This window comes from Pantoea sp. VS1 (genome assembly GCF_002207995.1).
GTDB lineage: Bacteria > Pseudomonadota > Gammaproteobacteria > Enterobacterales > Enterobacteriaceae > Pantoea > Pantoea dispersa.
The window spans coordinates 42630-63855 of sequence record NZ_NHZE01000008.1; the positions used below are offsets into that span (position 1 = coordinate 42630).

Sequence of the window (21226 nt, forward strand, 5' to 3'; positions counted from 1 at the left end):
GCCCCGCTGGGCAAAACGTCTATGATACACCTTAATTCAGGCTAATGACGACTTTGGCAACAGGCGGGAAATGCATGACAGCGGGAAATGAAAACAATCTGATTTGGATCGACCTGGAAATGACCGGACTGGATCCGGAGCGCGATCGCATTATTGAGATCGCCACCATTGTAACGGACGCCAACCTCAACATTCTGGCCGAAGGTCCGGTACTGGCGGTGCATCAGTCCGATGCGCAGCTGGCGCTGATGGATGACTGGAATGTACGCACCCACACCAATAGCGGGCTGGTTGCGCGCGTGAAGGCCAGCCAGCATGACGATCGTGCAGCGGAGCAGGCGACGATTGCGTTTCTGCAGCAGTGGGTTCCGGCCAACACCTCACCGATTTGCGGCAACAGCATTGGCCAGGATCGCCGCTTCCTGTTTAAGTACATGCCGGAGCTGGAAGCCTATTTCCACTACCGCTATCTGGATGTCAGCACGCTGAAAGAGCTGGCGCGCCGCTGGAAGCCAGAGATTCTGCCAGGCTTTAAAAAGGCCGGTACGCATCAGGCGCTGGACGACATTCGCGAGTCCATTGCCGAGCTGGCCTACTACCGCGAGCACTTCCTGCAGCTGTAAATCAACGCGGGTGCGCAGGAAAGCAGCAGTTTGCCGATTAAAACAGCAAACGCGCGCAAAGCGCAAAATTTTGCTTTGCAACGCTTGCGGCGGGAAGGATTTCTCGTATAATGCGCACCCCGTACCGGTGAAGAATTTACAACAGGTACGGAGCAGTAAAAGTAACAAATGTTCTGAATCAGGTAGTTCAGTTGCGCTAAGGCGGTCAACGCCGCAGCAGATTGAAAGACAATGATGCGGGAATAGCTCAGTTGGTAGAGCACGACCTTGCCAAGGTCGGGGTCGCGAGTTCGAGTCTCGTTTCCCGCTCCAGAACGTGCAGTAAAAAGTAATGCATCAGAATCAAGGATTTCAGCCGCGTCCAGGCCGTTAACGCCGCAGCGCAATGAAAGACGACGATTATGCGGGAATAGCTCAGTTGGTAGAGCACGACCTTGCCAAGGTCGGGGTCGCGAGTTCGAGTCTCGTTTCCCGCTCCAAAATGTGCAGTAGATAGCCATACATCAGAATCAAGGATTTCAGTTTGCAACAAGGCGGCAACTGAGCGAATCCCTGGGAGCTTACACGAGTAAGTGACCTGGGTGAGCGAAAGCAGCCAACGCAGTAGCAAATTGAAAGACGACGATTATGCGGGAATAGCTCAGTTGGTAGAGCACGACCTTGCCAAGGTCGGGGTCGCGAGTTCGAGTCTCGTTTCCCGCTCCAGATTTTCATATTCACTAAAGTTATTTGCCCCCGGGCACAATCAGACATACAACTGCTGCAGTCGTTTTACCTGTGCGGTTCCGTTTGTTATCTGGAAATTTTGCACGCCGCGTGAGTGCCCAGGATGTCTGCGTCTGTTGCAGTAATCTTACAGGTTATCCACAATGCGCCCGCAACGTGCTGACGGCGTTTTACCCTATCTGCAAAACCGTTTTGAACAGAGTTATCCACAAGCTCTGGACAAGCCCCTGCGCGCAAAACCCGACGTAAATGTTTACAGTAATTATCTAACTCTATGTTTTTTATTGGGTAAATGATATTTCAGACTGTGAATGCCCCTTTTAGACGAAATAACGATCCACGTCACTATTCGGGGAAATAATTTTATTCACAGCATGTGGAAAAGCATAATATCCTGCGCGATTGCTCAATCATGCATCACGCGGTAACCCTTTCTCGACGGCGCGCACCAGCCGCTGCTGCTGTGCTGATTGCACCTCTACCGCCTGCGCCGCGCGCTTTTGCCGCTGCTGCGCTATCGCCCAGTCAATGTGCTCATCCAGCAGCGGATGTTGACCGCGCCGCTGTTCTAATGCCGTGAGATTCTCGGGTGCCCAGGGCGCATTACCCAGCGCCACCGCTACGTTACGCAGCCAGCGCAGATGGCCGATGCGGCGAATGGCAGAGCCTTCCGTGACGCGCAGAAAACGGGCTTCATCCCAGCCGAACAGTTCGACCAGCTGCGGCGCGTGCAGCACCGCGCGCGGCGAAAAATCCTCTTCATCGGTCAGCTGACCATAGCGGTTCCACGGGCAGATCAGCTGGCAGTCGTCACAGCCGTAAATGCGGTTGCCGATCAGCGGGCGCAGCGCTTCGGGAATGGCGCCTTCCAGTTCAATGGTGAGATAGGAGATGCAGCGGCGCGCATCGACGACATAAGGTTCGACGATGGCGCCGGTCGGGCAGATGGTCATGCAGGCGACGCAGCGGCCGCACTGCTCTTGCTGCGGCTCATCCACCGGCAGCGGGAGATCAATCAGCAGTTCGCCGAGGAAAAACCACGAGCCGGCTTCGCGATTCAGCACCAGCGAATGTTTGCCGGTCCAGCCAAGTCCGGCTTTGACGGCAATCGGCCGCTCCAGAATCGGCGCGGAGTCGACAAACGGACGAAAATTGAGTTCGCCGCAGTGGGCCTGGATTTTTTCTCCGAGCTTTTTCAGTCGATTGCGCAATACTTTGTGGTAATCGCGGCCCAGCGCGTAGCGGCTGACATAACCCAGCTGCGGGTTTTTTAGCGTGCTGGCAAACGCGGCTTTGGCCGGAAGATAGTTCATGCGTACGCTGATCACGCGCAGCGTGCCGGGCAGCAGTTCATGCGGACGGGCGCGCATCATGCCGTGACGCGCCATCCAGTCCATCTCGCCGTGATACTGTTTCTCCAGCCACTGCTGCAGTTTCGGCTCTTCGGCGCTCAGGTCGGTATCGCAAATACCCACCTGCTGAAAGCCGAGTTCGCGCCCCCACTGTTTAATCTGTTGAGCGAGCTGTTGAAGATCGAGAGGGTATGACATGAGAGACCAGGCAATTGAAGCAAACGCACGCAGTTTACCACACTCTGTCTGGCCTGCGCAGGCCATGCCGCAACTGGAGTGCGACGCCGCCGATAGCCTGGGCCTGACGCTGTATGAACTGATGCAGCGCGCCGGGCAGGCCAGTTATGAACGGATTCGCCAGCAGTGGCCGCAGGCGCAGCACTGGCTGATTTTATGCGGCCACGGTAATAACGGCGGCGATGGCTACGTGGTGGCGCGGCTGGCGCAGGCCGCCGGGCTAAGCGTGACGCTGCTGGCCTGTGACAGCGAACGTCCGCTGCCGGAAGAAGCACAGCAGGCGCGCGACGGCTGGCTGGCGGCGGGCGGCGTGATTCATGCCGCCGACGCTGCCTGGCCGGAACACATCGACGTGATTGTTGATGCGCTGCTGGGCACCGGGCTGAATCGCGCGCCTGCCGCGCCTTATCAGTCGCTGATCGAACAGATCAACGCGCACGCCGCGCCGGTGTTTGCCGTCGATATCCCTTCCGGGCTGGTGGCGGCGACCGGCACCACGCCAGGGGCGGCGGTCGTGGCGGACTGCACGTTAAGTATGATTGCGCTGAAGCCCGGTCAGCTCACCGGCAAAGCGCGTGACCACGTCGGCGTGCTGCATTGCGCGACGCTTGGCCTGGACGCGTTTCTGGCTGGCGAGCCGGCGCCGATTCATCGCTACGCTGCAGCGGATTTACCGCGCTGGCTGAAGCCGCGCAAAGCCACCTCGCATAAGGGCGATCACGGCCGTTTGCTGGTGGTCGGTGGCGACAGCGGCACGGCCGGCGCGATCCGCATGACCGGCGAAGCGGCGCTGCGCAGCGGTGCCGGGCTTGTGCGGGTGTTAACGCATGAAGATAATATTGGTCCGATTCTCAGCGCACGACCGGAGCTGATGGTGGATGCCCTGAGCGACGCGCGGCTGGACGACGCGCTGGCGTGGGCGGATGTCATCGCCATCGGCCCCGGTCTTGGCCAGCGGGAATGGGCTCAGAAGGCACTGAAAAAGGTGGCACTGAGTGAAAAGCCGATGCTTTGGGATGCTGATGCGCTTAACCTGCTGGCAATCAATGCAGATAACCGTCAGAATCGCATCATTACGCCGCATCCCGGCGAGGCAGCACGCCTGCTCGGGGTGAAAACCGCAGAGATTGAGAGTGACCGCTTACACGCCGCGCAGACCCTGGCAAACCGCTACGGCGGCGTGGTGGTGCTGAAAGGTGCCGGTACGGTAATTGCCAGCGCGACGGGCGACATGGCGATTGCGGATGTCGGCAATGCGGGCATGGCGTCCGGCGGTATGGGCGATGTGCTGAGCGGTATGATCGCCGCCCTGCTGGGCCAGCAGGCCACCCTGTTTGACGCCGCCTGTGCGGGCTGTGTCGCGCACGGTGCCGCGGCGGATGCGGTAGCGCGACAGCGCGGGACGCGCGGCATGTTAGCCACTGATTTGTTCGCACTGCTGTGGCAGTTTGTTAATCCAGAGATGATCCAACAATAAAGCATGAAGACCTGTGTTATTCCTTTGCCCGATGAGGCGGCAACCCTGAATCTGGGTGCGCAACTGGCCCGCGTTTGCAGCAGCGCGGTGGTGATCTATCTGTATGGCGATCTGGGTGCCGGTAAAACCACCTTCAGCCGCGGCTTTTTGCAGGCGCTTGGCCATCAGGGCAACGTCAAAAGTCCAACCTATACGCTGGTTGAGCCCTATCAGCTGGGCGACCGCAGCCTGTACCATTTCGATCTCTATCGCCTCGCCGACCCGGAAGAGCTGGAGTTTATGGGCATCCGTGACTACTTCAGCGGCGACGCGCTGTGCCTGGTTGAGTGGCCGCAGCAGGGCGCGGGTGTGCTGCCAGAGCCGGATCTGGCACTGACGCTAAGCTACGTCGCCAGCGCGCGCGCAGCGGAAATCAGCGCACATTCGCCGCTCGGCAACACGCTGCTGCAGCAGTTTCAGCAGGGCAGGGAACCGGCATGATGTCACGCGTTACCGGGATGATGCTCGCCCTGCTGTGTCTGTTCTCCTCGTCGGCGCTGGCCGCGACACTATCGGATATCAAAGTCGATAACGGCGACAGCCAGGCGACGGTGACCCTGAGCTTCAACGGCCAGCCGGTGTATGGCTTCTTTCCGCTACACAACCCGAACCGGGTGGTGCTGGATATTCGCCAGAGCGGCAATATTCAGGGGCTGCCGCTCAACTTTAGCGGCGAAAACATCGTTAAACGGATTCGTAATAGCCAGCCGAAGGATAAGCAGAGCATCCGGCTGGTGTTTGAGCTGACCCAGGCGGCAAAAACGCGCGCCAGTACGCAGCGCGACGGCAATCAGTATCGCGTGGTCTTCACCATCAGTGGCACTCAGCCGGCCAGACGCAGCACCGCGGCGGCACCGGTGACGCGTGCGCGCCAGAGCGACAGCGCTACGACCAGCCAGGGCAATCCGTTCAACGCCAATCCGGTGACGGCGGTGACCAGCAGCAACACCACGGTGCGTCCGGGCGGTGCTGTCAGCCGTAATGATGCGGTGATCGTGGCGATTGATGCCGGACACGGCGGTCAGGATCCTGGCGCGTCGGGCCAGCACGGCTTACATGAAAAGAATGTCACCATCGCCATCGCGCGGAAGCTCAAAGCGCTGATGGATCAGGACCCAATGTTTAAACCGGTGCTGACGCGTAACGGCGACTACTTTATTTCGGTAATGGGCCGTTCCGAGGTGGCGCGTAAAGAGAACGCTAACCTGCTGGTATCGATTCACGCCGACGCCGCACCGAATCACTCTGCCACCGGGGCTTCGGTTTGGGTGCTGTCCAACCGTCGTGCCAACAGCGAAATGGCTAACTGGCTGGAGCAGAAAGAGAAACAGTCTGAGCTGCTGGGCGGCGCGGGCGATCTGCTGGCGAACAGCCAGGCCGATCCCTACCTGAGCCAGGCGGTGCTGGATCTGCAGTTTGGCCATTCACAGCGCGTCGGCTATGACGTGGCGGTCAAAGTGCTGCAGCAGCTGCGCGGCGTGACGCCGTTGCACAAGCGTCTGCCGGAACATGCCAGCCTCGGCGTGCTGCGTTCGCCGGACATCCCTTCTTTACTGGTTGAAACCGGCTTTATCAGTAACGCCGGGGAGGAGCGGCTGCTAGGCAGCAGCGCGTATCAGGAAAAGATTGCCCAGTCGATTTACAAAGGACTGCGTAACTATTTCCTTGCGCATCCGCTGCAATCGGTCCCAAAGGAGGAAAACCGGCCGCTGGATCGCGCACCAGCGGTTAGCGTCGCCAGCAACCCGGCCACTGGCACCGTGCAGTACACCGGTGCTACCCAGCGCCATACCGTGACGCGCGGCGAGACGCTGTCCGGCATTGCCGCGCGATACGGGGTCAGCATGGCGACGCTGCGCGAGCTGAATAACCTGAAGCGCGATGTGGTGTGGGTCGGCCAGCGGCTGAAAGTGCCGGCCGGTTCCGGCGTCAGCAGCGCGGCCAGCCGTCCGGCGCGGCACAAAGTGGTGCGCGGTGATTCGCTGACGGCGATTGCCGCGAAGTACGGCGTCAGCCCGAAAGCCATCATGCAGGCGAATAACATGAAGTCGAGCAACGTGATGCTGGGGCAAAATTTAAAGATTCCACAATCCTGATGAGGGGCTGCGCGCAGCCCATACCTGATAAGGATCACCACCATGCCAATACAGATTTTACCGCCTCAGCTGGCGAACCAGATTGCCGCTGGCGAAGTGGTTGAGCGCCCGGCCTCGGTCGTAAAAGAGCTGGTGGAAAACAGCCTTGATGCCGGAGCGACGCGCATTGAGGTGGATATTGAGAAGGGCGGGGCAAAGCTAATCCGCATCCGCGACAACGGCTGCGGCATTGCCAGAGATGAACTGGCGATGGCGCTGGCCCGCCACGCCACCAGCAAAATCGCCTCGCTGGATGATCTGGAGGCGATTGTCAGCCTCGGCTTTCGCGGCGAAGCGCTGGCGAGTATCAGCTCGGTGTCGCGCCTGACGCTAACGTCGCGCACTGCCGATCAGCAGGAAGCCTGGCAGGCCTATGCCGAAGGGCGCGATATGGCGGTGACGGTCAAACCCGCCGCCCACCCGGTGGGAACCTCGCTGGAAGTGCTCGATCTGTTCTACAACACGCCTGCCCGCCGAAAATTCATGCGCACCGAAAAGACCGAGTTCACCCATATTGATGAGGTGATTCGCCGCATCGCGCTGGCGCGTTTCGACGTCGCCATTTCGCTGACGCACAACGGCAAGCTGGTGCGTCAGTATCGCGGCGTGACGCAGGAGGCGCAGCGCGAGCGGCGTCTGGGCGCCATCTGCGGGACACCTTTCATGCAGCACGCGCTGCGCATTGACTGGCAGCACGACGATCTGGCGCTGCGCGGCTGGGTGGCCGATCCGGCGGGGTCGCGTCAGGTTACCGACCTGCAATACTGCTACGTTAACGGTCGCATGATGCGCGACAAGCTGATTAATCACGCCATCCGCCAGGCCTATCAAACCCAGCTCGGTGAAGATCAGCAGCCAGCCTATGTGCTGTATCTGGAAATTGACCCGCACCAGGTGGATGTCAACGTGCATCCCGCGAAGCATGAGGTGCGTTTTCATCAGTCGCGTCTGGTGCATGACTTTATCTGGCAGGGCGTGATGAGCGTGCTGCAGGCCAGTCGCAGCGCCGAGTTGCCGCTGGCCCATGCCGAAGAGCCGCCGCCGCAGTGGCAGCCAGAGAACCGCCAGGCCGCCGGGGCGAATCACTTTGCCCAGCCGGCAACCGGCGCGCGCAGCGGTGGCAGCGCGGCATCCGGCGGCACGGGCGGCCAGTGGCAGCACAAAGAGCCGGGCTATCGTGCGCGTGAAGGGGCGGTTTATCAGCAGCTGATAAAAACACCGGCGGCGGAGACGCCACGCGTACCGGCCGCTGAACCCGCGCCCGCGCCACGCCCGGCACCCGCGCGTGAAGCGCCGCTGGCCGCCCATACGCAAAGTTTTGGCCGGGTGCTCAGCGTGGTACGCGAGCGCTATGCGCTGCTGGAGCGCGGGGAGACGTTGCAGCTGCTGTCATTAAGCGTAGCGGCGCGCTGGCTCAAACAGGCCCAGCTGCAACCCGGCGATGAGGGGCTCAAACCGCAGCCGCTGCTGATCCCGGTACGGCTGAAAATCGCTCACGAAGAGTTAAGCGTGATTGATGCCCAGGCGGCGCTGTTAAGCCAGATGGGCATTGATTTACAACGGGAAGGACAGCATGTGACGCTGCGCGCTGTCCCTTTACCGTTACGAACACAAAATTTACAAATCTTGATTCCAGACCTGTTAGGCTATCTCGCCCGGCAGCAAGAGGTTTCTGCTTCCGCACTGGCCCAGTGGCTGGCGCGACGCGACGATGCGGCAGAACCTCACTGGAATCACTCGCAGGCGATCACGCTGCTGGCAGAGCTCGAACGGCTCTGTCCGCATCTGCTGAAATCGCCGCCTTCAGGTCTGTTACAGACCCTTGAGATTGAGAGCGCGCTAAACGCGTTGAAGCATGAGTGAACTGAACCAGGCTAGCCGGCCAAAGGCAATTTTTTTGATGGGGCCGACCGCCTCCGGTAAGACGGCATTAGCCATTGCGCTGCGTCAGCAACTTCCGGTGGAACTTATTAGCGTTGACTCTGCCTTAATCTATCGCGGGATGGATATTGGCACGGCGAAACCGTCGGCACAGGAGTTGGCGCAGGCACCCCATCGCTTGCTGGACATTCGCGACCCGGCGGAGAGCTATTCCGCTGCTGAGTTTCGTCGCGATGCGCTGGCAGAAATGGCGGAGATTACCCAAAAAGGTAAGATTCCGCTGCTTGTTGGTGGAACCATGCTTTACTTCAAAGCGTTGCTGGAAGGATTGTCTCCGCTGCCCTCGGCCGATCCGGAAGTGCGTCAGCGAATAGAGCAAATGGCGGCGGAAAAAGGCTGGGAAGCCCTGCACCGCCAGCTGTGTGAAATCGATCCGGTCGCCGGTAGTCGTATTCATCCGAATGATCCGCAGAGACTTTCGCGAGCACTGGAAGTTTTTTTTATTTCGGGTAAAACTTTAACGGAACTGACAAAAACGGCCGGTGAAGCGTTACCCTACGATGTGTACCAGTTTGCTATCGCTCCGGCGAGCCGTGAATTGTTACACCAGCGCATCGCGTTGCGTTACGACCAGATGTTAGCGTCAGGTTTTGAAGCGGAGGCTCGGGCACTGTTTGCACGAGGTGATTTGCATACGGACATGCCTTCCATTCGCTGTGTTGGTTACCGTCAGATGTGGTCTTATCTGTCTGGCGAAATCGATTACGACGAAATGGTTTATCGGGGAATTTGCGCCACCCGGCAGCTCGCTAAACGCCAGATGACCTGGTTACGTGGCTGGCCCGACGTCCACTGGTTAGACAGTGACGCGCCAGAATTAGCGCGTAATGCGGTGCTTCAGGTTGTTAGTGCGTAGCAGGGATGATTGTGTACAATTGGTCCGTTATCGTGCGCAAATTTTTACGCAGTTTTTCTGAACCACGGTTCACAAAGTAACAAACAACAAGCATATAAGGAAAAGATAGAATGGCTAAGGGGCAATCATTACAAGACCCGTTTTTGAACGCATTGCGTCGTGAACGTGTACCGGTTTCGATCTATTTGGTGAATGGTATTAAGCTGCAGGGACAAATTGAATCCTTTGATCAGTTCGTCATTCTGTTGAAAAACACGGTAAGCCAGATGGTGTATAAGCACGCCATCTCTACAGTGGTTCCTTCTCGTCCGGTTTCGCACCATAGCAACAACGCGGGCGGCAGCGGTGGCAGTAACTACCACCATGGCGGAAGCAACCAGGGCGCTCAGTCGCAGCCACAACAAGACGGCGATAACGCAGAGTAATTCTGCACGGCCGTAAAGCCAGGGCTGGGGAGCGAGTGCGTTTTCCCGTCCTGGTTATTTTATTTTAGCGAGGTTATAGCTTGTTTGACCGTTATGATGCCGGTGAGCAGGCCGTACTGGTACACATCTGGTTCTCCCAAGACAAAGAGCTGGAAGATTTGCAGGAGTTTGAAACTCTTGTCTCTTCTGCGGGCGTCGATGCGCTGCAAGTGATTACCGGCAGCCGTAAAGCGCCACATCCCAAATATTTTGTCGGTGAAGGAAAGGCAGTTGAAATTGCCGATGCGGTGAAAGCGAGTGGAGCATCGGTCGTTTTATTCGATCATGCCTTATCCCCTGCTCAGGAACGTAATCTTGAGCGGCTGTGCGAATGTCGCGTAATCGATCGCACCGGCTTAATTCTCGATATTTTTGCCCAGCGCGCCCGCACCCATGAAGGGAAATTGCAGGTCGAGCTGGCACAGTTACGCCATCTTGCCACCCGTCTGGTGCGCGGATGGACTCACCTTGAGCGGCAGAAAGGCGGTATCGGCCTGCGTGGACCGGGTGAAACCCAGCTGGAAACCGACCGTCGTTTACTGCGCGGCCGCATCAGCCAGATTCTGTCCCGCCTTGAACGCGTGGAAAAACAGCGTGAGCAGGGACGTCAGGCGCGCGCGAAAGCCGATGTGCCGACCGTCTCCCTGGTGGGCTACACCAACGCCGGCAAATCCACCCTGTTCAACGCCATCACTTCAGCCAACGTGTATGCTGCCGACCAGCTGTTCGCCACGCTGGACCCGACGCTGCGCCGCCTGAATGTGGCCGATGTCGGCGAAGTGGTGCTGGCGGATACGGTAGGCTTTATCCGACATCTGCCGCATGACTTAGTGGCGGCGTTTAAAGCCACCCTGCAGGAAACCCGTCAGGCGTCGCTGCTGCTGCACGTGATTGATGCCGCGGATTTGCGCGTCAATGACAACATCGACGCCGTAAACGAAGTGCTGGCAGAGATTGAAGCCGATGAGATTCCGGTGCTGCTGGTGATGAACAAGATCGATATGCTGGATGGCTTTGAGCCGCGTATCGATCGCGACGAAGAGAACCGGCCGACGCGCGTATGGCTGTCGGCGCAGAGCGGTGCCGGTTTGCCGCTGCTGTGGCAGGCGCTGTCCGAGCGCTTAGCCGGTGAAGTGGCGCAGTATGATTTACGTCTGCCGCCGGAAGCGGGCCGCCTGCGCAGCCGCTTCTATCAGCTGCAGGCGATTGAAAAAGAGTGGAATGAAGAAGATGGCTGCGTAGGTTTGCAGGTGCGAATGCCGATTGTTGACTGGCGCCGCTTGTGCAAGCAGGAACCGCAGCTCGCCAGTTATATTGTTTGACCGTTGCCCAACTCATTTACCCCAAGACGTGCCCGGCACGTGGCAGGGTAAACTTATATACAATAAATGGAGTAGAGACATGGCGTGGAATCAGCCCGGAAATAACGGACAGGACCGCGACCCGTGGGGAAGCAGCAATAACCAAGGCGGCAACTCTGGGGGAAATAAAGGAGGTCGCGATCAGGGACCTCCTGATCTGGATGATATCTTCCGTAAGCTGAGTAAAAAACTCGGCGGACTGGGCGGTGGCAAACAGAGCGATAACGGCCAGCGCAGCGGCGGCAGCGGTGGCAAACTGGTTGGCATTGTCGCCGTGGCGGCAGTGGTCATCTGGGCAGCCAGTGGTTTCTACACCATTAAAGAAGCGGAGCGCGGGGTCGTGACGCGTTTCGGCAAATTCAGCCATCTGGTTGAGCCTGGCCTCAACTGGAAACCGACCTTTATCGATCAGGTACGTGCCGTCAACGTCGAAGCGGTGCGTGAGCTGGCGGCATCTGGCGTGATGCTGACTTCAGACGAGAACGTGGTGCGCGTGGAGATGAACGTGCAGTACCGCGTGACCGATCCGGAGCGCTACCTGTATGCGGTGACCAGTGCCGATGACAGCCTGCGTCAGGCCACTGACAGCGCGCTGCGCGGCGTGATTGGCCGCTCGACCATGGACCGTATCCTCACCGAAGGCCGTACCGTCGTGCGTAGCGATACCCAGCGTGAAATCGACGAAACCATTCGTCCTTACAACATGGGTATTACGCTGCTTGACGTCAACTTCCAGGCGGCGCGTCCACCGGAAGAGGTCAAAGCCGCGTTTGACGATGCGATTGCCGCCCGCGAAAACCGCGAGCAGTACGTGCGTGAAGCTGAAGCGTACGCCAACGAAGTGCAGCCGCGTGCTAACGGCCAGGCGCAGCGTATTCTTGAAGAGGCGCGCGCCTATAAAGAGCGTACTGTGCTGGAAGCGCAGGGTGAAGTGGCGCGGTTCGCGCGTCTGCTGCCGGAGTACAAAGCCGCACCGCAGATCACCAAAGAACGTCTCTACATTGAAAGCATGGAGCGCGTGCTCAGCCATACCCGCAAAGTGCTGGTTAACGACCGTGGCAACAGCCTGATGGTGCTGCCGCTGGATCAGCTGATGCGTGGCGGCCAGGCAGGCGGCCAGAGCGGTCAGAACAATGCCAATCTGATGAAGTTACCGTCGTCACCGGGCAGCAATGCCGGCCGCGGCGACACTTCATCCTATAGTCCGGACAGCATCATGGATCAGCGTCGCGCCAATGCGCTGCGTAACGATACCCAGCGCGAAGGGAGGGAGTAATCGATGCGTAAGCCAATCATCGCCGTAATTATTGTTGTTCTGGTGGTGCTGTACGCCTCACTGTTCGTGGTGCAGGAAGGCCAGCGCGGTATCGTGCTGCGCTTTGGTAAAGTACTGCGTGATGATGAGAACAAGCCGCAGGTGTACGCACCGGGTCTGCACTTCAAGATTCCGTTTATCGAAACCGTGAAGTCGCTGGATGCGCGCATCCAGACCATGGATAACCAGGCCGATCGTTTCGTCACCAAAGAGAAGAAAGACCTGATTGTGGACTCTTACATCAAGTGGCGCATCAGCGATTTCAGCCGTTACTACCTCGCGACCGGCGGTGGCGATGTATCTCAGGCGGAAGTACTGCTGAAACGTAAGTTCAGCGACCGTCTGCGTTCAGAAATGGGCCGTCTTGATGTGAAAGATATCGTCACCGACTCGCGTGGCCGTCTGACTACCGACGTACGCGATGCGCTGAACACCGGCAGTGCCGGCAATGACGACGAAGTGCAGACGCCAGCCGCTGACGATGCGATTGCCAGCGCGGCTGCCCGCGTTGAGCGCGAGACCAACAGCAATGAGCCGGCGCCAAACCCGAACAGTATGGCGGCGCTGGGTATTCAGGTGGTCGACGTGCGCATCAAGCAGATCAACCTGCCGACCGAAGTTTCGGACGCGATCTACAACCGTATGCGCGCCGAGCGTGAAGCAGTAGCACGTAGCCAGCGTTCACAGGGTCAGGAAGAGGCGGAAAAACTGCGCGCTCAGGCCGATTATCAGGTAACCCGTACGCTGGCAGAAGCGCAGCGTCAGGCGTTGATCAGCCGTGGTGAAGGGGATGGTGAAGCGGCCAAGCTGTTCGCTGACGCCTTCAGCCAGGATCCTGATTTCTACGCCTTTATCCGCAGCCTGCGTGCCTATGAGAACAGCTTCGCGGACAATCAGGACGTGATGGTGCTGAGCCCGGATAGCGATTTCTTCCGCTATATGAAGGCGCCAACTAACGTCTCGCGTTAATAACTGTTATAACCTTGAGGCCGACACTGATGTCGGCCTTTTTTTTGGGAAAACAGAATGAACACAACCGTCTGGATGGCGCTGGCTTTGGTGCTGGTGCTGGAGGGGTTAGGACCGATGCTGCTGCCGCGCCTGTGGCGTCGCATGATTCTGGCGATGACGCAGTTACCGGACCGTATACTGCACCGTTTTGGCGGCGGGCTGGTGGTGGCGGGCGTGGTGATTTACGCCATGCTGAGCACGCACGCGAATGGCTGAGCAAAAATCTGCGCGCTGCCGCACGGCTAAATTGTGTCTGCTGCAGAGCATTGCCCCCAACATGTTGTAGTGATCAAAACTCAGGCAAAAAACAGCGCAATCGTATGCTAAAAGTGCTGAAAGAGTGAAAATCCGATGGTAGAATCCATTTTTAAGCAATCGGTGATTTTAGAAAATGGGTAAGAACGTCGTCGTACTGGGCACCCAATGGGGTGATGAAGGTAAAGGTAAGATCGTAGACCTTCTGACTGAACGCGCGAAATATGTTGTGCGTTACCAGGGTGGCCACAATGCAGGCCATACACTTGTCATCAACGGTGAGAAAACCGTCCTCCACTTAATTCCCTCTGGCATCCTGCGTGAAAACGTCACCAGCATCATTGGTAATGGTGTTGTGCTGTCGCCTGAAGCCCTGATGAAAGAGATGAACGGTCTGGAAGCGCGCGGTGTGCCGGTACGTGAACGTCTGCTGATCTCTGAAGCTTGTCCGCTGATTCTGCAATACCATGTAGCGATGGACCTGGCGCGTGAAAAAGCGCGCGGTGCCAAAGCTATCGGTACCACCGGTCGTGGTATCGGCCCAGCCTACGAAGATAAAGTTGCCCGTCGCGGTCTGCGCGTCAGCGACCTGTTCAACAAAGAAACCTTCGCCGTGAAGCTGAAAGAGATCGTTGATTTCTACAACTTCCAGCTGGTGAATTACTACAAAGAAGATGCAGTAGACTACGATAAAGTGCTGAGCGATGTGCTGGCGGTGGCCGACATCCTGACTGGCATGGTCGTTGACGTGTCTGAACTGCTGGACGGCGCGCGTAAGCGTGGCGACCTGATCATGTTCGAAGGCGCACAGGGTACGCTGCTGGATATTGACCACGGTACATATCCGTACGTGACTTCGTCCAACACCACTGCCGGTGGCGTGGCGACTGGTTCAGGTATCGGTCCACGTTACGTGGATTACGTGCTGGGCATCGTCAAAGCTTACTCCACCCGCGTTGGTGCCGGTCCATTCCCGACCGAACTGTTTGATGAAACCGGCGAGTTCCTGTGTGAGAAAGGTAATGAGTTCGGTGCCACCACAGGCCGTCGTCGTCGTACCGGCTGGCTGGATGCGGTAGCTGTGCGCCGCGCGGTGCAGATCAACTCCCTGTCCGGCTTCTGCATGACCAAACTGGACGTGCTGGATGGCCTGAAAGAGGTGAAAATCTGCGTTGGTTACCGTATGCCGGATGGCCGCGAGATGACCACCACGCCGCTGGCGGCAGAAGGCTGGGAAGGCATCGAGCCGATTTATGAAACTCTGCCGGGCTGGAGTGAAAACACCTTTGGTGTTAAAACACTGGAAGGCCTGCCGCAGGCAGCACGTGATTACATCAAACGTGTTGAAGAAGTGACTGGCGTGCCGATTGATATTATTTCAACCGGTCCCGACCGTAGTGAGACCATGATTCTGCGCGATCCGTTCGACGCTTAATCACGTTTTGCAGGCCGGACACTGTCCGGCCTTCGTTTATCTGCTCTTTGACTCCGCTCACTTCATTTTTTCCTGCTGGTTTCGGGAGTTGCAGGAAAAAAGCGCTCCGGGTTTTCCACACTGGTTTATCATCAATGTTAATCGAAGCGCTCACGGGCGTTATAACAACAATATCGATGATTCACTGAGGTACATGTGCAGCTAACAAGTTTTACCGATTTCGGTCTGCGCGCCCTGATTTACATGGCGACATTGCCGCAAGGTCAGCAGACCAACATTACCGAAGTCACCGATACCTACGGGGTATCGCGTAACCATATGGTTAAAATCATCAATCAACTGAGCCGGGCCGGCTTTGTTGCCGCGACACGCGGTAAAAACGGCGGAATTCGTTTAGGCATGGACCCGGAAAAAATCGTCATTGGCGATGTCGTGAGAAAAATGGAGCCTTTGCAGCTGGTAAACTGTAAAGAGTGTGCGATAAATCCCGCCTGTCGCCTGCGTAGCGCGCTGAATAATGCGGTCCAGCTGTTCCTGCAGGAGCTGGATAAATATACGCTCGCCGACCTGGTGCAAAACAACGATTCGCTTTACCACATCTTATTGTCCGAACCGCCGGTGGCAATTCCACATAAATGACATCGGAGGAACCGTAATGTCAAAAGATCCCTTTCAGGATAGAGAAGCTGAAAAGTACGAAAATCCTATTCCCAGTCGGGAATTTATCCTCGCGCTATTAGAAAAGCGTGAAAAGCCGGCGAGCCGCGAAGAGATCGCCGAAGAGTTAAACATCACCAGCGAAGATCAGCTTGAAGCGCTGCGTCGCCGCCTGCGCGCCATGGAGCGTGACGGCCAGCTGGTGTTCACCCGTCGCCAGTGCTACGCCCTGCCGGAGCGTCTGGATTTACTGCGCGGCAAAGTGATTGGCCATCGCGATGGCTACGGCTTCCTGCGCGTTGATGGTCAGAAAGATGACTTCTACCTCTCGGCGGAGCAGATGAAGTTCTGCCTGCACGGTGATGTCATCCTCGCCCAGCCGGGCGGCTCCGACCGCAAAGGGCGGCGTGAAGCGCGCGTGGTCCGCGTGCTGGAACCGCGCAACAGCCAGATTGTTGGCCGCTACTTCACCGATGCCGGCACCGGCTTTGTGGTACCGGACGACAGCCGTCTGAGCTTTGACATTCTGATCCCGGCGGAAGAGACGCTGAATGCGCGCATGGGATCGGTGGTTGTGGTGGAAATCGTGCAGCGCGCGACGCGCCGCAGCAAAGCTATCGGCAAAATTACAGAAATTCTCGGCGACAACATGGGCACCGGTCTGGCCGTGGATATGGCGCTGCGCACCCATGAAATTCCCCACTCATGGCCGGAAGAAGTTGAGAAAGAGATTTCCAGACTGAAAGAGCAGGTACCGGAATCGGCGAAAAAAGGCCGCGTCGACCTGCGTGAACTGCCGCTGGTGACCATCGACGGTGAAGACGCGCGTGACTTCGATGACGCCGTTTACTGCGAGAAAAAACGCGGCGGCGGCTGGCGCCTGTGGGTGGCAATTGCCGACGTCAGCTATTACGTGCGTCCCGGCACCGCGCTGGATAACGAAGCGCAGCAGCGTGGCACCTCGGTCTACTTCCCGTCGCAGGTGATACCGATGCTGCCGGAGATCCTCTCGAACGGCCTGTGCTCGCTCAATCCGCAGGTGGATCGCCTGTGCATGGTGTGCGAGATGACCATCTCGGCCAGCGGTAAACTCACCGGCTTCAAACATTACGAAGCGGTGATGAACTCACATGCGCGTCTGACCTACAACAAAGTGTGGAGCATTCTGCAGGGCAACCCGGAGCTGCGTGAACAGTATGCGGCGCAGGTGAAGCACCTCGAAGAGCTGCACCGCATGTATGAGGTGCTGGAAACCGCCCGTGAACAGCGCGGTGGCATCTCGTTTGAAACCGACGAAGCCAAATTCATCTTCAACGCTGAGCGTCGCATTGAGCGCGTGGAGCGCACCGTACGTAACGATGCGCACAAGCTGATTGAAGAGTGCATGATTCTGGCCAACATCGCCTCCGCGCGTTTCGTTGAGAAACATCAGGAGCCGGCGCTGTTCCGCGATCACGATCGCCCGAGCGAAGACAGCATCACCAGCTTCCGTACCGTGCTGGGCGAGCTGGGTCTCAGCCTGCCGGGTGGGTCGAAACCGCAGCCGATCGATTATGCCGATCTGCTGACGCAGATTGCCGACCGTCCGGATGCTGAAATGCTGCAAACCATGCTGCTGCGTTCGATGAAGCAGGCGGTGTACGATCCGGAAAACCGCGGTCACTTTGGCCTGGCGCTGGCGTCGTATGCGCACTTTACCTCGCCGATCCGTCGCTATCCGGATCTGCTGCTGCACCGTGCCATCAAGTATCTGCTGGCCAAAGAGCAGGGCACGGTAAAAGGCAACACCACGCCAACCGGTGGTTATCACTACGATATGCAGCAGATGCTGCAGCTGGGTCAGCACTGTTCGATGACCGAACGCCGTGCCGATGAAGCGACGCGCGATGTGGCCGACTGGCTGAAGTGCGACTTTATGCAGGATCAGGTGGGTAACGTATTCAACGGCGTGATCTCCAGCGTGACCGGCTTTGGCTTCTTTGTTCGCCTCAACGATCTGTTCATTGATGGCCTGGTGCACGTCTCCACGCTGGACAATGATTACTACCGCTTCGATCCGGTGGGCCAGCGTCTGATTGGCGAATCCGGCGGTCGCACTTACCGTCTGGGTGATGCGGTGGAAGTGCGCGTTGACGCGGTGCACATGGATGAGCGCAAGATCGATTTCGCGCTGATCTCCAGCAAACGCGTACCGCGCGGTGAAGGGAAAACCGCGCGCGAGCGTGAGAAGCGTGGCGGCAAGCCACCGGCGAAGCGGCGTCGCGATGCGGGTCGTAAGGGCAACTTTGAGCCGGACGCCGCTTTCCGCGGTGAGAAGCAGCCACCTGCGGCGAATAAAAGCGAGAAAAAAAGCAAAAAAGTCTCCGAAAAAACCCGTAAAATCGCCGCCGCAACCAAGGCGAAGCGCGCAGTGAAGAAGAAGGCCAGCGAAGCCTGATGGCCTCTTCACCCGCCAGCGGCCAGGTGCGTCAGCGCTGACGCACCTTGCTCAGCCCTGTTTCGCAGGCTGCGCCCCAACGCGCAGCCTGATTAATGTTCTGTATTCAACGATATACATCCAACCTTGAGCAAAGTAATGAGTGAAATAATTTTTGGCATTCACGCCGTGCAGGCGCTGCTGGAGCGTGATCCCCAGCGTTTTCAGGAAGTCTTTATCCTTAAAGGCCGCGATGACCGCCGCCTGCAGCCGCTGATCGCCGCACTGGAAGCTCAGGGAATTGTGATTCAGCTGGCCAACCGCCAGTGGCTCGACGGCCAGGTCGAAGGCGGCGTGCACCAGGGCATCGTGGCGCGTGTTAAGCCGGGTAAAAACTATCAGGAAGGCGATCTGCCGGATCTGCTGGCTTCACTGGATCAGCCGTTCCTGCTGATTCTGGATGGCGTCACCGATCCGCATAACCTGGGTGCCTGCCTGCGCAGCGCCGATGCGGCCGGTGTGCATGCGGTGATCGTGCCGAAAGACCGTTCGGCACCGCTCAACGCCACGGCGAAAAAAGTCGCCAGCGGGGCGGCGGAAAACGTGCCGCTGATTCGCGTCACCAATCTGGCGCGCACCATGCGTCTGCTGCAGGAGTACAACGTCTGGATCGTCGGCACGGCCGGTGAAGCAGACCACACGCTGTATCAGAGCAAAATGACCGGCGCGATGGCGCTGGTGATGGGTGCGGAAGGGGAAGGCATGCGCCGCCTGACGCGCGAACACTGCGATGAGCTGATCAGCATCCCGATGGCCGGCAGCGTCTCTTCCCTCAACGTTTCGGTGGCCACCGGCGTTTGTCTGTTCGAAGCGGTGCGTCAGCGCCAGGCGTGATCGCCGCCGCAAAACCTCAGCTGTACCAGGCATAACTGCACATCCTCTCCATACTTATAGCCACATCAGTACGGGCAACAGGAGAGGAGAGTGCCATGGCCTGGACCACTCACAGCGTATTCAATCAACCATCTCCGCTCAGCAACAGCAATCTCTTCACCGGCGACAGCGCGCTGTGCGAGGCGGTGGTGCGTGAAGGGGCCGGCTGGGACCGCGAATGGCTGGCGTCCGTCGGCCTGCAGCTCGGCAGCGCGGAGTCACTGGAATTAGGTCGCCTGGCCAATGCACAGCCGCCGGAGCTGCTGCGTTACGACGCGCGCGGTGAGCGACTCGACGAGGTGCGCTTTCATCCTGCCTGGCATCTGCTGATGCAGGGCGTGTGCGCCAGCCGGTTGCATAACCTGAGCTGGCAGCCTGACGTGCAGGGCAGCGCCATGGTGGCGCGCGCGGCGCGTTTCATTCTGCATGCGCAGGTGGAAGCCGGTTCGCTCTGCCCGGTAACCATGACTCACGCCGCGATCCCCCTGCTGCAAACCCATCTGCCCGCTCCCTACGCCGACTGGCACGATCGACTGCTGAGCGATCGGTATGATGCGCATCATCTGCCCGGCAGCCAGAAGCGCGGCCTGCTGATTGGCATGGGCATGACGGAGAAGCAGGGCGGCACAGATGTGCTGAGCAACACCACGCGTGCCGAACCGCCTGGCACGCGTGCGCCGGGCGAACCCTGGCGCATCACCGGCCACAAATGGTTCTTCTCGGTGCCGCAAAGCGACGCGCACCTGATTCTGGCGCAGACCGCCGCCGGGCTGAGCTGCTTCTTTCTGCCGCGCCTGCTGCCGGACGGCACGCGCAACGCCATTCGTCTTGAACGCCTGAAAGACAAGCTGGGCAACCGCGCCAATGCCAGCGCCGAAGTAGAGTTTCAGGATGCCTTCGGCTGGTTGCTGGGTGAGGAGGGCGATGGCGTGCGGCTGATCCTGAAAATGGGCGGCATGACGCGCTTTGACTGCGCGCTCGGCAGCCATGGCCAGATGCGACGCGCACTGGCGATTGCGCTGCATCACGCCGGTCAGCGTCAGGTGATGGGCAAAAGCCTTAGCGATCAGCCGCTGATGCGTGCGGTGCTGGCGCAGCAGGCACTGCAGCTGGAGGGACAAACCGCACTGCTGCTGCGTCTGGCGCGCGCCTGGTCAACGCCGGCCAGCGCGCATGAACGGCTGTATGCACGCCTGTTCACCCCGGCGGCCAAGTTCGTGATCTGCAAAGCCGGTATGCCGTTTGTGGCTGAAGCCATGGAGGTGCTGGGCGGCATTGGCTACTGCGAAGAGAGTGAACTGCCGCGCCTGTATCGCGAGATGCCGGTGAACAGCATCTGGGAGGGCTCGGGTAACGTGATGTGCCTGGATGTGCTGCGTGTACTGGGACGGCATGCAGAGGTGCTTAGCATGCTGCAGGATGAGTTTGATGCGGTGAAGGGCAGCAATCGCCACTTCGATCGCTGCTGGCGTCAGCTGCGGCTGCAGCTCGGCAATCTGCGCGAAGAGCAGGGACGGCAGGTCAGCGATATGCTGATTCGGCTGGCGAGTGCCGCGGTGCTGCTGAAAGCGGCAGAACCGCCGCTGGCGGACAGCTGGTGCGCGCGTTATCTCTCCTCGCGCCCGGCACAGGCGCTGAGTGATGATCTGAGCGCACGCTTACTGCAGCGTGCTACTGCCGCCTGAGGGCGCGCCGTACAGAATGGCGGTGGCATACCAGAAGCCAGGCATGGTGGTCTCATCGACCATCAGGATCTGATAGTAAACCGCACCGCTCTGATTGGCGCGTGCAGCGATTGCACGCTGCACATCATCCGGCGAGCCGCGTGAATGGGCGCTGACGGTGCCAAGCTTCGGCAGGCCATAGCTTTGCGCGCGAGTGATCTCCTGCGCCTGAGTGGTGGGCGCTGGCGGGGGTTGTGGCGTGGTGTGCAGTGCGGCACAGCCGCTCAGCAGCAGGCCCAGCAGCAAAATAAGCGTACGCATGGTGGCTC

18 protein-coding genes and 3 tRNA genes are annotated in these 21226 nt (G+C 58.8%); 19 read left to right on the top strand and 2 right to left on the bottom strand.

Annotated features, from left to right (window positions below; all coding sequences use genetic code 11):
- Positions 1–74: 74 nt before the first annotated feature.
- The 4 genes from orn (at position 75) to CBW22_RS04205 (ending at position 1328) form a co-directional block, all read left to right on the top strand.
- On the top strand, positions 75–623 hold the full coding sequence (orn, locus tag CBW22_RS04190) for an oligoribonuclease (RefSeq protein ID WP_021508132.1): 549 nt from the start codon (positions 75–77) through the stop codon (positions 621–623).
- A 236-nt stretch (positions 624–859) separates the two neighbouring features.
- Positions 860–935, top strand: a tRNA-Gly gene (locus CBW22_RS04195).
- A gap of 91 nt (positions 936–1026) precedes the next feature.
- Positions 1027–1102, top strand: a tRNA-Gly gene (locus tag CBW22_RS04200).
- 150 nt (positions 1103–1252) lie between these two features.
- Positions 1253–1328, top strand: a tRNA-Gly gene (locus tag CBW22_RS04205).
- A 431-nt stretch (positions 1329–1759) separates the two neighbouring features.
- Here the strand turns inward: CBW22_RS04205 and queG are convergent.
- The gene (queG, locus tag CBW22_RS04210) at positions 1760–2899 is read right to left on the bottom strand and encodes a tRNA epoxyqueuosine(34) reductase QueG (RefSeq protein ID WP_088516106.1); all 1140 of its coding nucleotides are present in this window, start codon (positions 2897–2899) and stop codon (positions 1760–1762) included.
- Between queG and nnr the strand changes: the two genes are divergently transcribed.
- The 15 genes from nnr to CBW22_RS04285 all read left to right on the top strand — a co-directional run bounded on the left by nnr (position 2898) and on the right by CBW22_RS04285 (position 20918).
- Positions 2898–4415 (top strand): bifunctional ADP-dependent NAD(P)H-hydrate dehydratase/NAD(P)H-hydrate epimerase, encoded by a 1518-nt coding sequence (gene nnr / locus CBW22_RS04215; RefSeq protein ID WP_031279820.1) that lies wholly within the window; start codon positions 2898–2900, stop codon positions 4413–4415. The genes queG and nnr overlap by 2 nt on opposite strands.
- Positions 4416–4418: 3 nt before the next feature.
- A complete protein-coding gene (gene tsaE, locus CBW22_RS04220; RefSeq protein ID WP_058771343.1) occupies positions 4419–4895 on the top strand; it encodes a tRNA (adenosine(37)-N6)-threonylcarbamoyltransferase complex ATPase subunit type 1 TsaE in 477 nt (158 codons plus the stop codon).
- Complete coding sequence (amiB, locus tag CBW22_RS04225; RefSeq protein WP_371824683.1) at positions 4895–6550, top strand: N-acetylmuramoyl-L-alanine amidase AmiB; 1656 nt, start codon at positions 4895–4897, stop codon at positions 6548–6550. The genes tsaE and amiB overlap by 1 nt, the downstream gene beginning before the upstream one ends.
- Before the next feature lie 42 nt (positions 6551–6592).
- Complete coding sequence (gene mutL, locus CBW22_RS04230; protein WP_088516107.1) at positions 6593–8452, top strand: DNA mismatch repair endonuclease MutL; 1860 nt, start codon at positions 6593–6595, stop codon at positions 8450–8452.
- The gene (gene miaA, locus CBW22_RS04235; protein WP_031280158.1) at positions 8445–9386 is read left to right on the top strand and encodes a tRNA (adenosine(37)-N6)-dimethylallyltransferase MiaA; all 942 of its coding nucleotides are present in this window, start codon (positions 8445–8447) and stop codon (positions 9384–9386) included. Before mutL ends, miaA begins: the two co-directional genes overlap by 8 nt.
- Positions 9387–9496: 110 nt before the next feature.
- Positions 9497–9811, top strand: a complete 315-nt coding sequence (hfq, locus tag CBW22_RS04240) for an RNA chaperone Hfq (protein WP_010618006.1) — start codon at positions 9497–9499, stop codon at positions 9809–9811.
- A gap of 80 nt (positions 9812–9891) precedes the next feature.
- Positions 9892–11172: a ribosome rescue GTPase HflX gene (gene hflX / locus CBW22_RS04245; RefSeq protein ID WP_021509763.1), complete on the top strand. Its 1281-nt coding sequence runs from the start codon at positions 9892–9894 to the stop codon at positions 11170–11172.
- Positions 11173–11251: 79 nt separating this feature from the next.
- Positions 11252–12487, top strand: coding sequence for an FtsH protease activity modulator HflK (hflK, locus tag CBW22_RS04250; RefSeq protein ID WP_021509762.1), 1236 nt, complete (start codon positions 11252–11254; stop codon positions 12485–12487).
- A 3-nt stretch (positions 12488–12490) separates the two neighbouring features.
- Positions 12491–13495 (top strand): protease modulator HflC, encoded by a 1005-nt coding sequence (gene hflC, locus CBW22_RS04255; RefSeq protein WP_021509761.1) that lies wholly within the window; start codon positions 12491–12493, stop codon positions 13493–13495.
- Between the two features lie 57 nt (positions 13496–13552).
- Complete coding sequence (locus CBW22_RS04260; protein WP_031280157.1) at positions 13553–13753, top strand: DUF2065 domain-containing protein; 201 nt, start codon at positions 13553–13555, stop codon at positions 13751–13753.
- 175 nt (positions 13754–13928) lie between these two features.
- A complete protein-coding gene (locus CBW22_RS04265; RefSeq protein WP_058759868.1) occupies positions 13929–15227 on the top strand; it encodes an adenylosuccinate synthase in 1299 nt (432 codons plus the stop codon).
- A 195-nt stretch (positions 15228–15422) separates the two neighbouring features.
- On the top strand, positions 15423–15866 hold the full coding sequence (nsrR, locus tag CBW22_RS04270) for a nitric oxide-sensing transcriptional repressor NsrR (protein ID WP_021509758.1): 444 nt from the start codon (positions 15423–15425) through the stop codon (positions 15864–15866).
- 16 nt (positions 15867–15882) lie between these two features.
- On the top strand, positions 15883–18321 hold the full coding sequence (rnr, locus tag CBW22_RS04275) for a ribonuclease R (protein ID WP_058771339.1): 2439 nt from the start codon (positions 15883–15885) through the stop codon (positions 18319–18321).
- 138 nt (positions 18322–18459) lie between these two features.
- Complete coding sequence (rlmB, locus tag CBW22_RS04280; protein WP_021509756.1) at positions 18460–19194, top strand: 23S rRNA (guanosine(2251)-2'-O)-methyltransferase RlmB; 735 nt, start codon at positions 18460–18462, stop codon at positions 19192–19194.
- Positions 19195–19289: 95 nt separating this feature from the next.
- Positions 19290–20918 (top strand): isovaleryl-CoA dehydrogenase, encoded by a 1629-nt coding sequence (locus tag CBW22_RS04285; protein WP_088516108.1) that lies wholly within the window; start codon positions 19290–19292, stop codon positions 20916–20918.
- Here the strand turns inward: CBW22_RS04285 and bsmA are convergent.
- The gene (gene bsmA, locus CBW22_RS04290) at positions 20892–21218 is read right to left on the bottom strand and encodes a biofilm peroxide resistance protein BsmA (protein ID WP_021509754.1); all 327 of its coding nucleotides are present in this window, start codon (positions 21216–21218) and stop codon (positions 20892–20894) included. The genes CBW22_RS04285 and bsmA overlap by 27 nt on opposite strands.
- Positions 21219–21226: the final 8 nt, after the last annotated feature.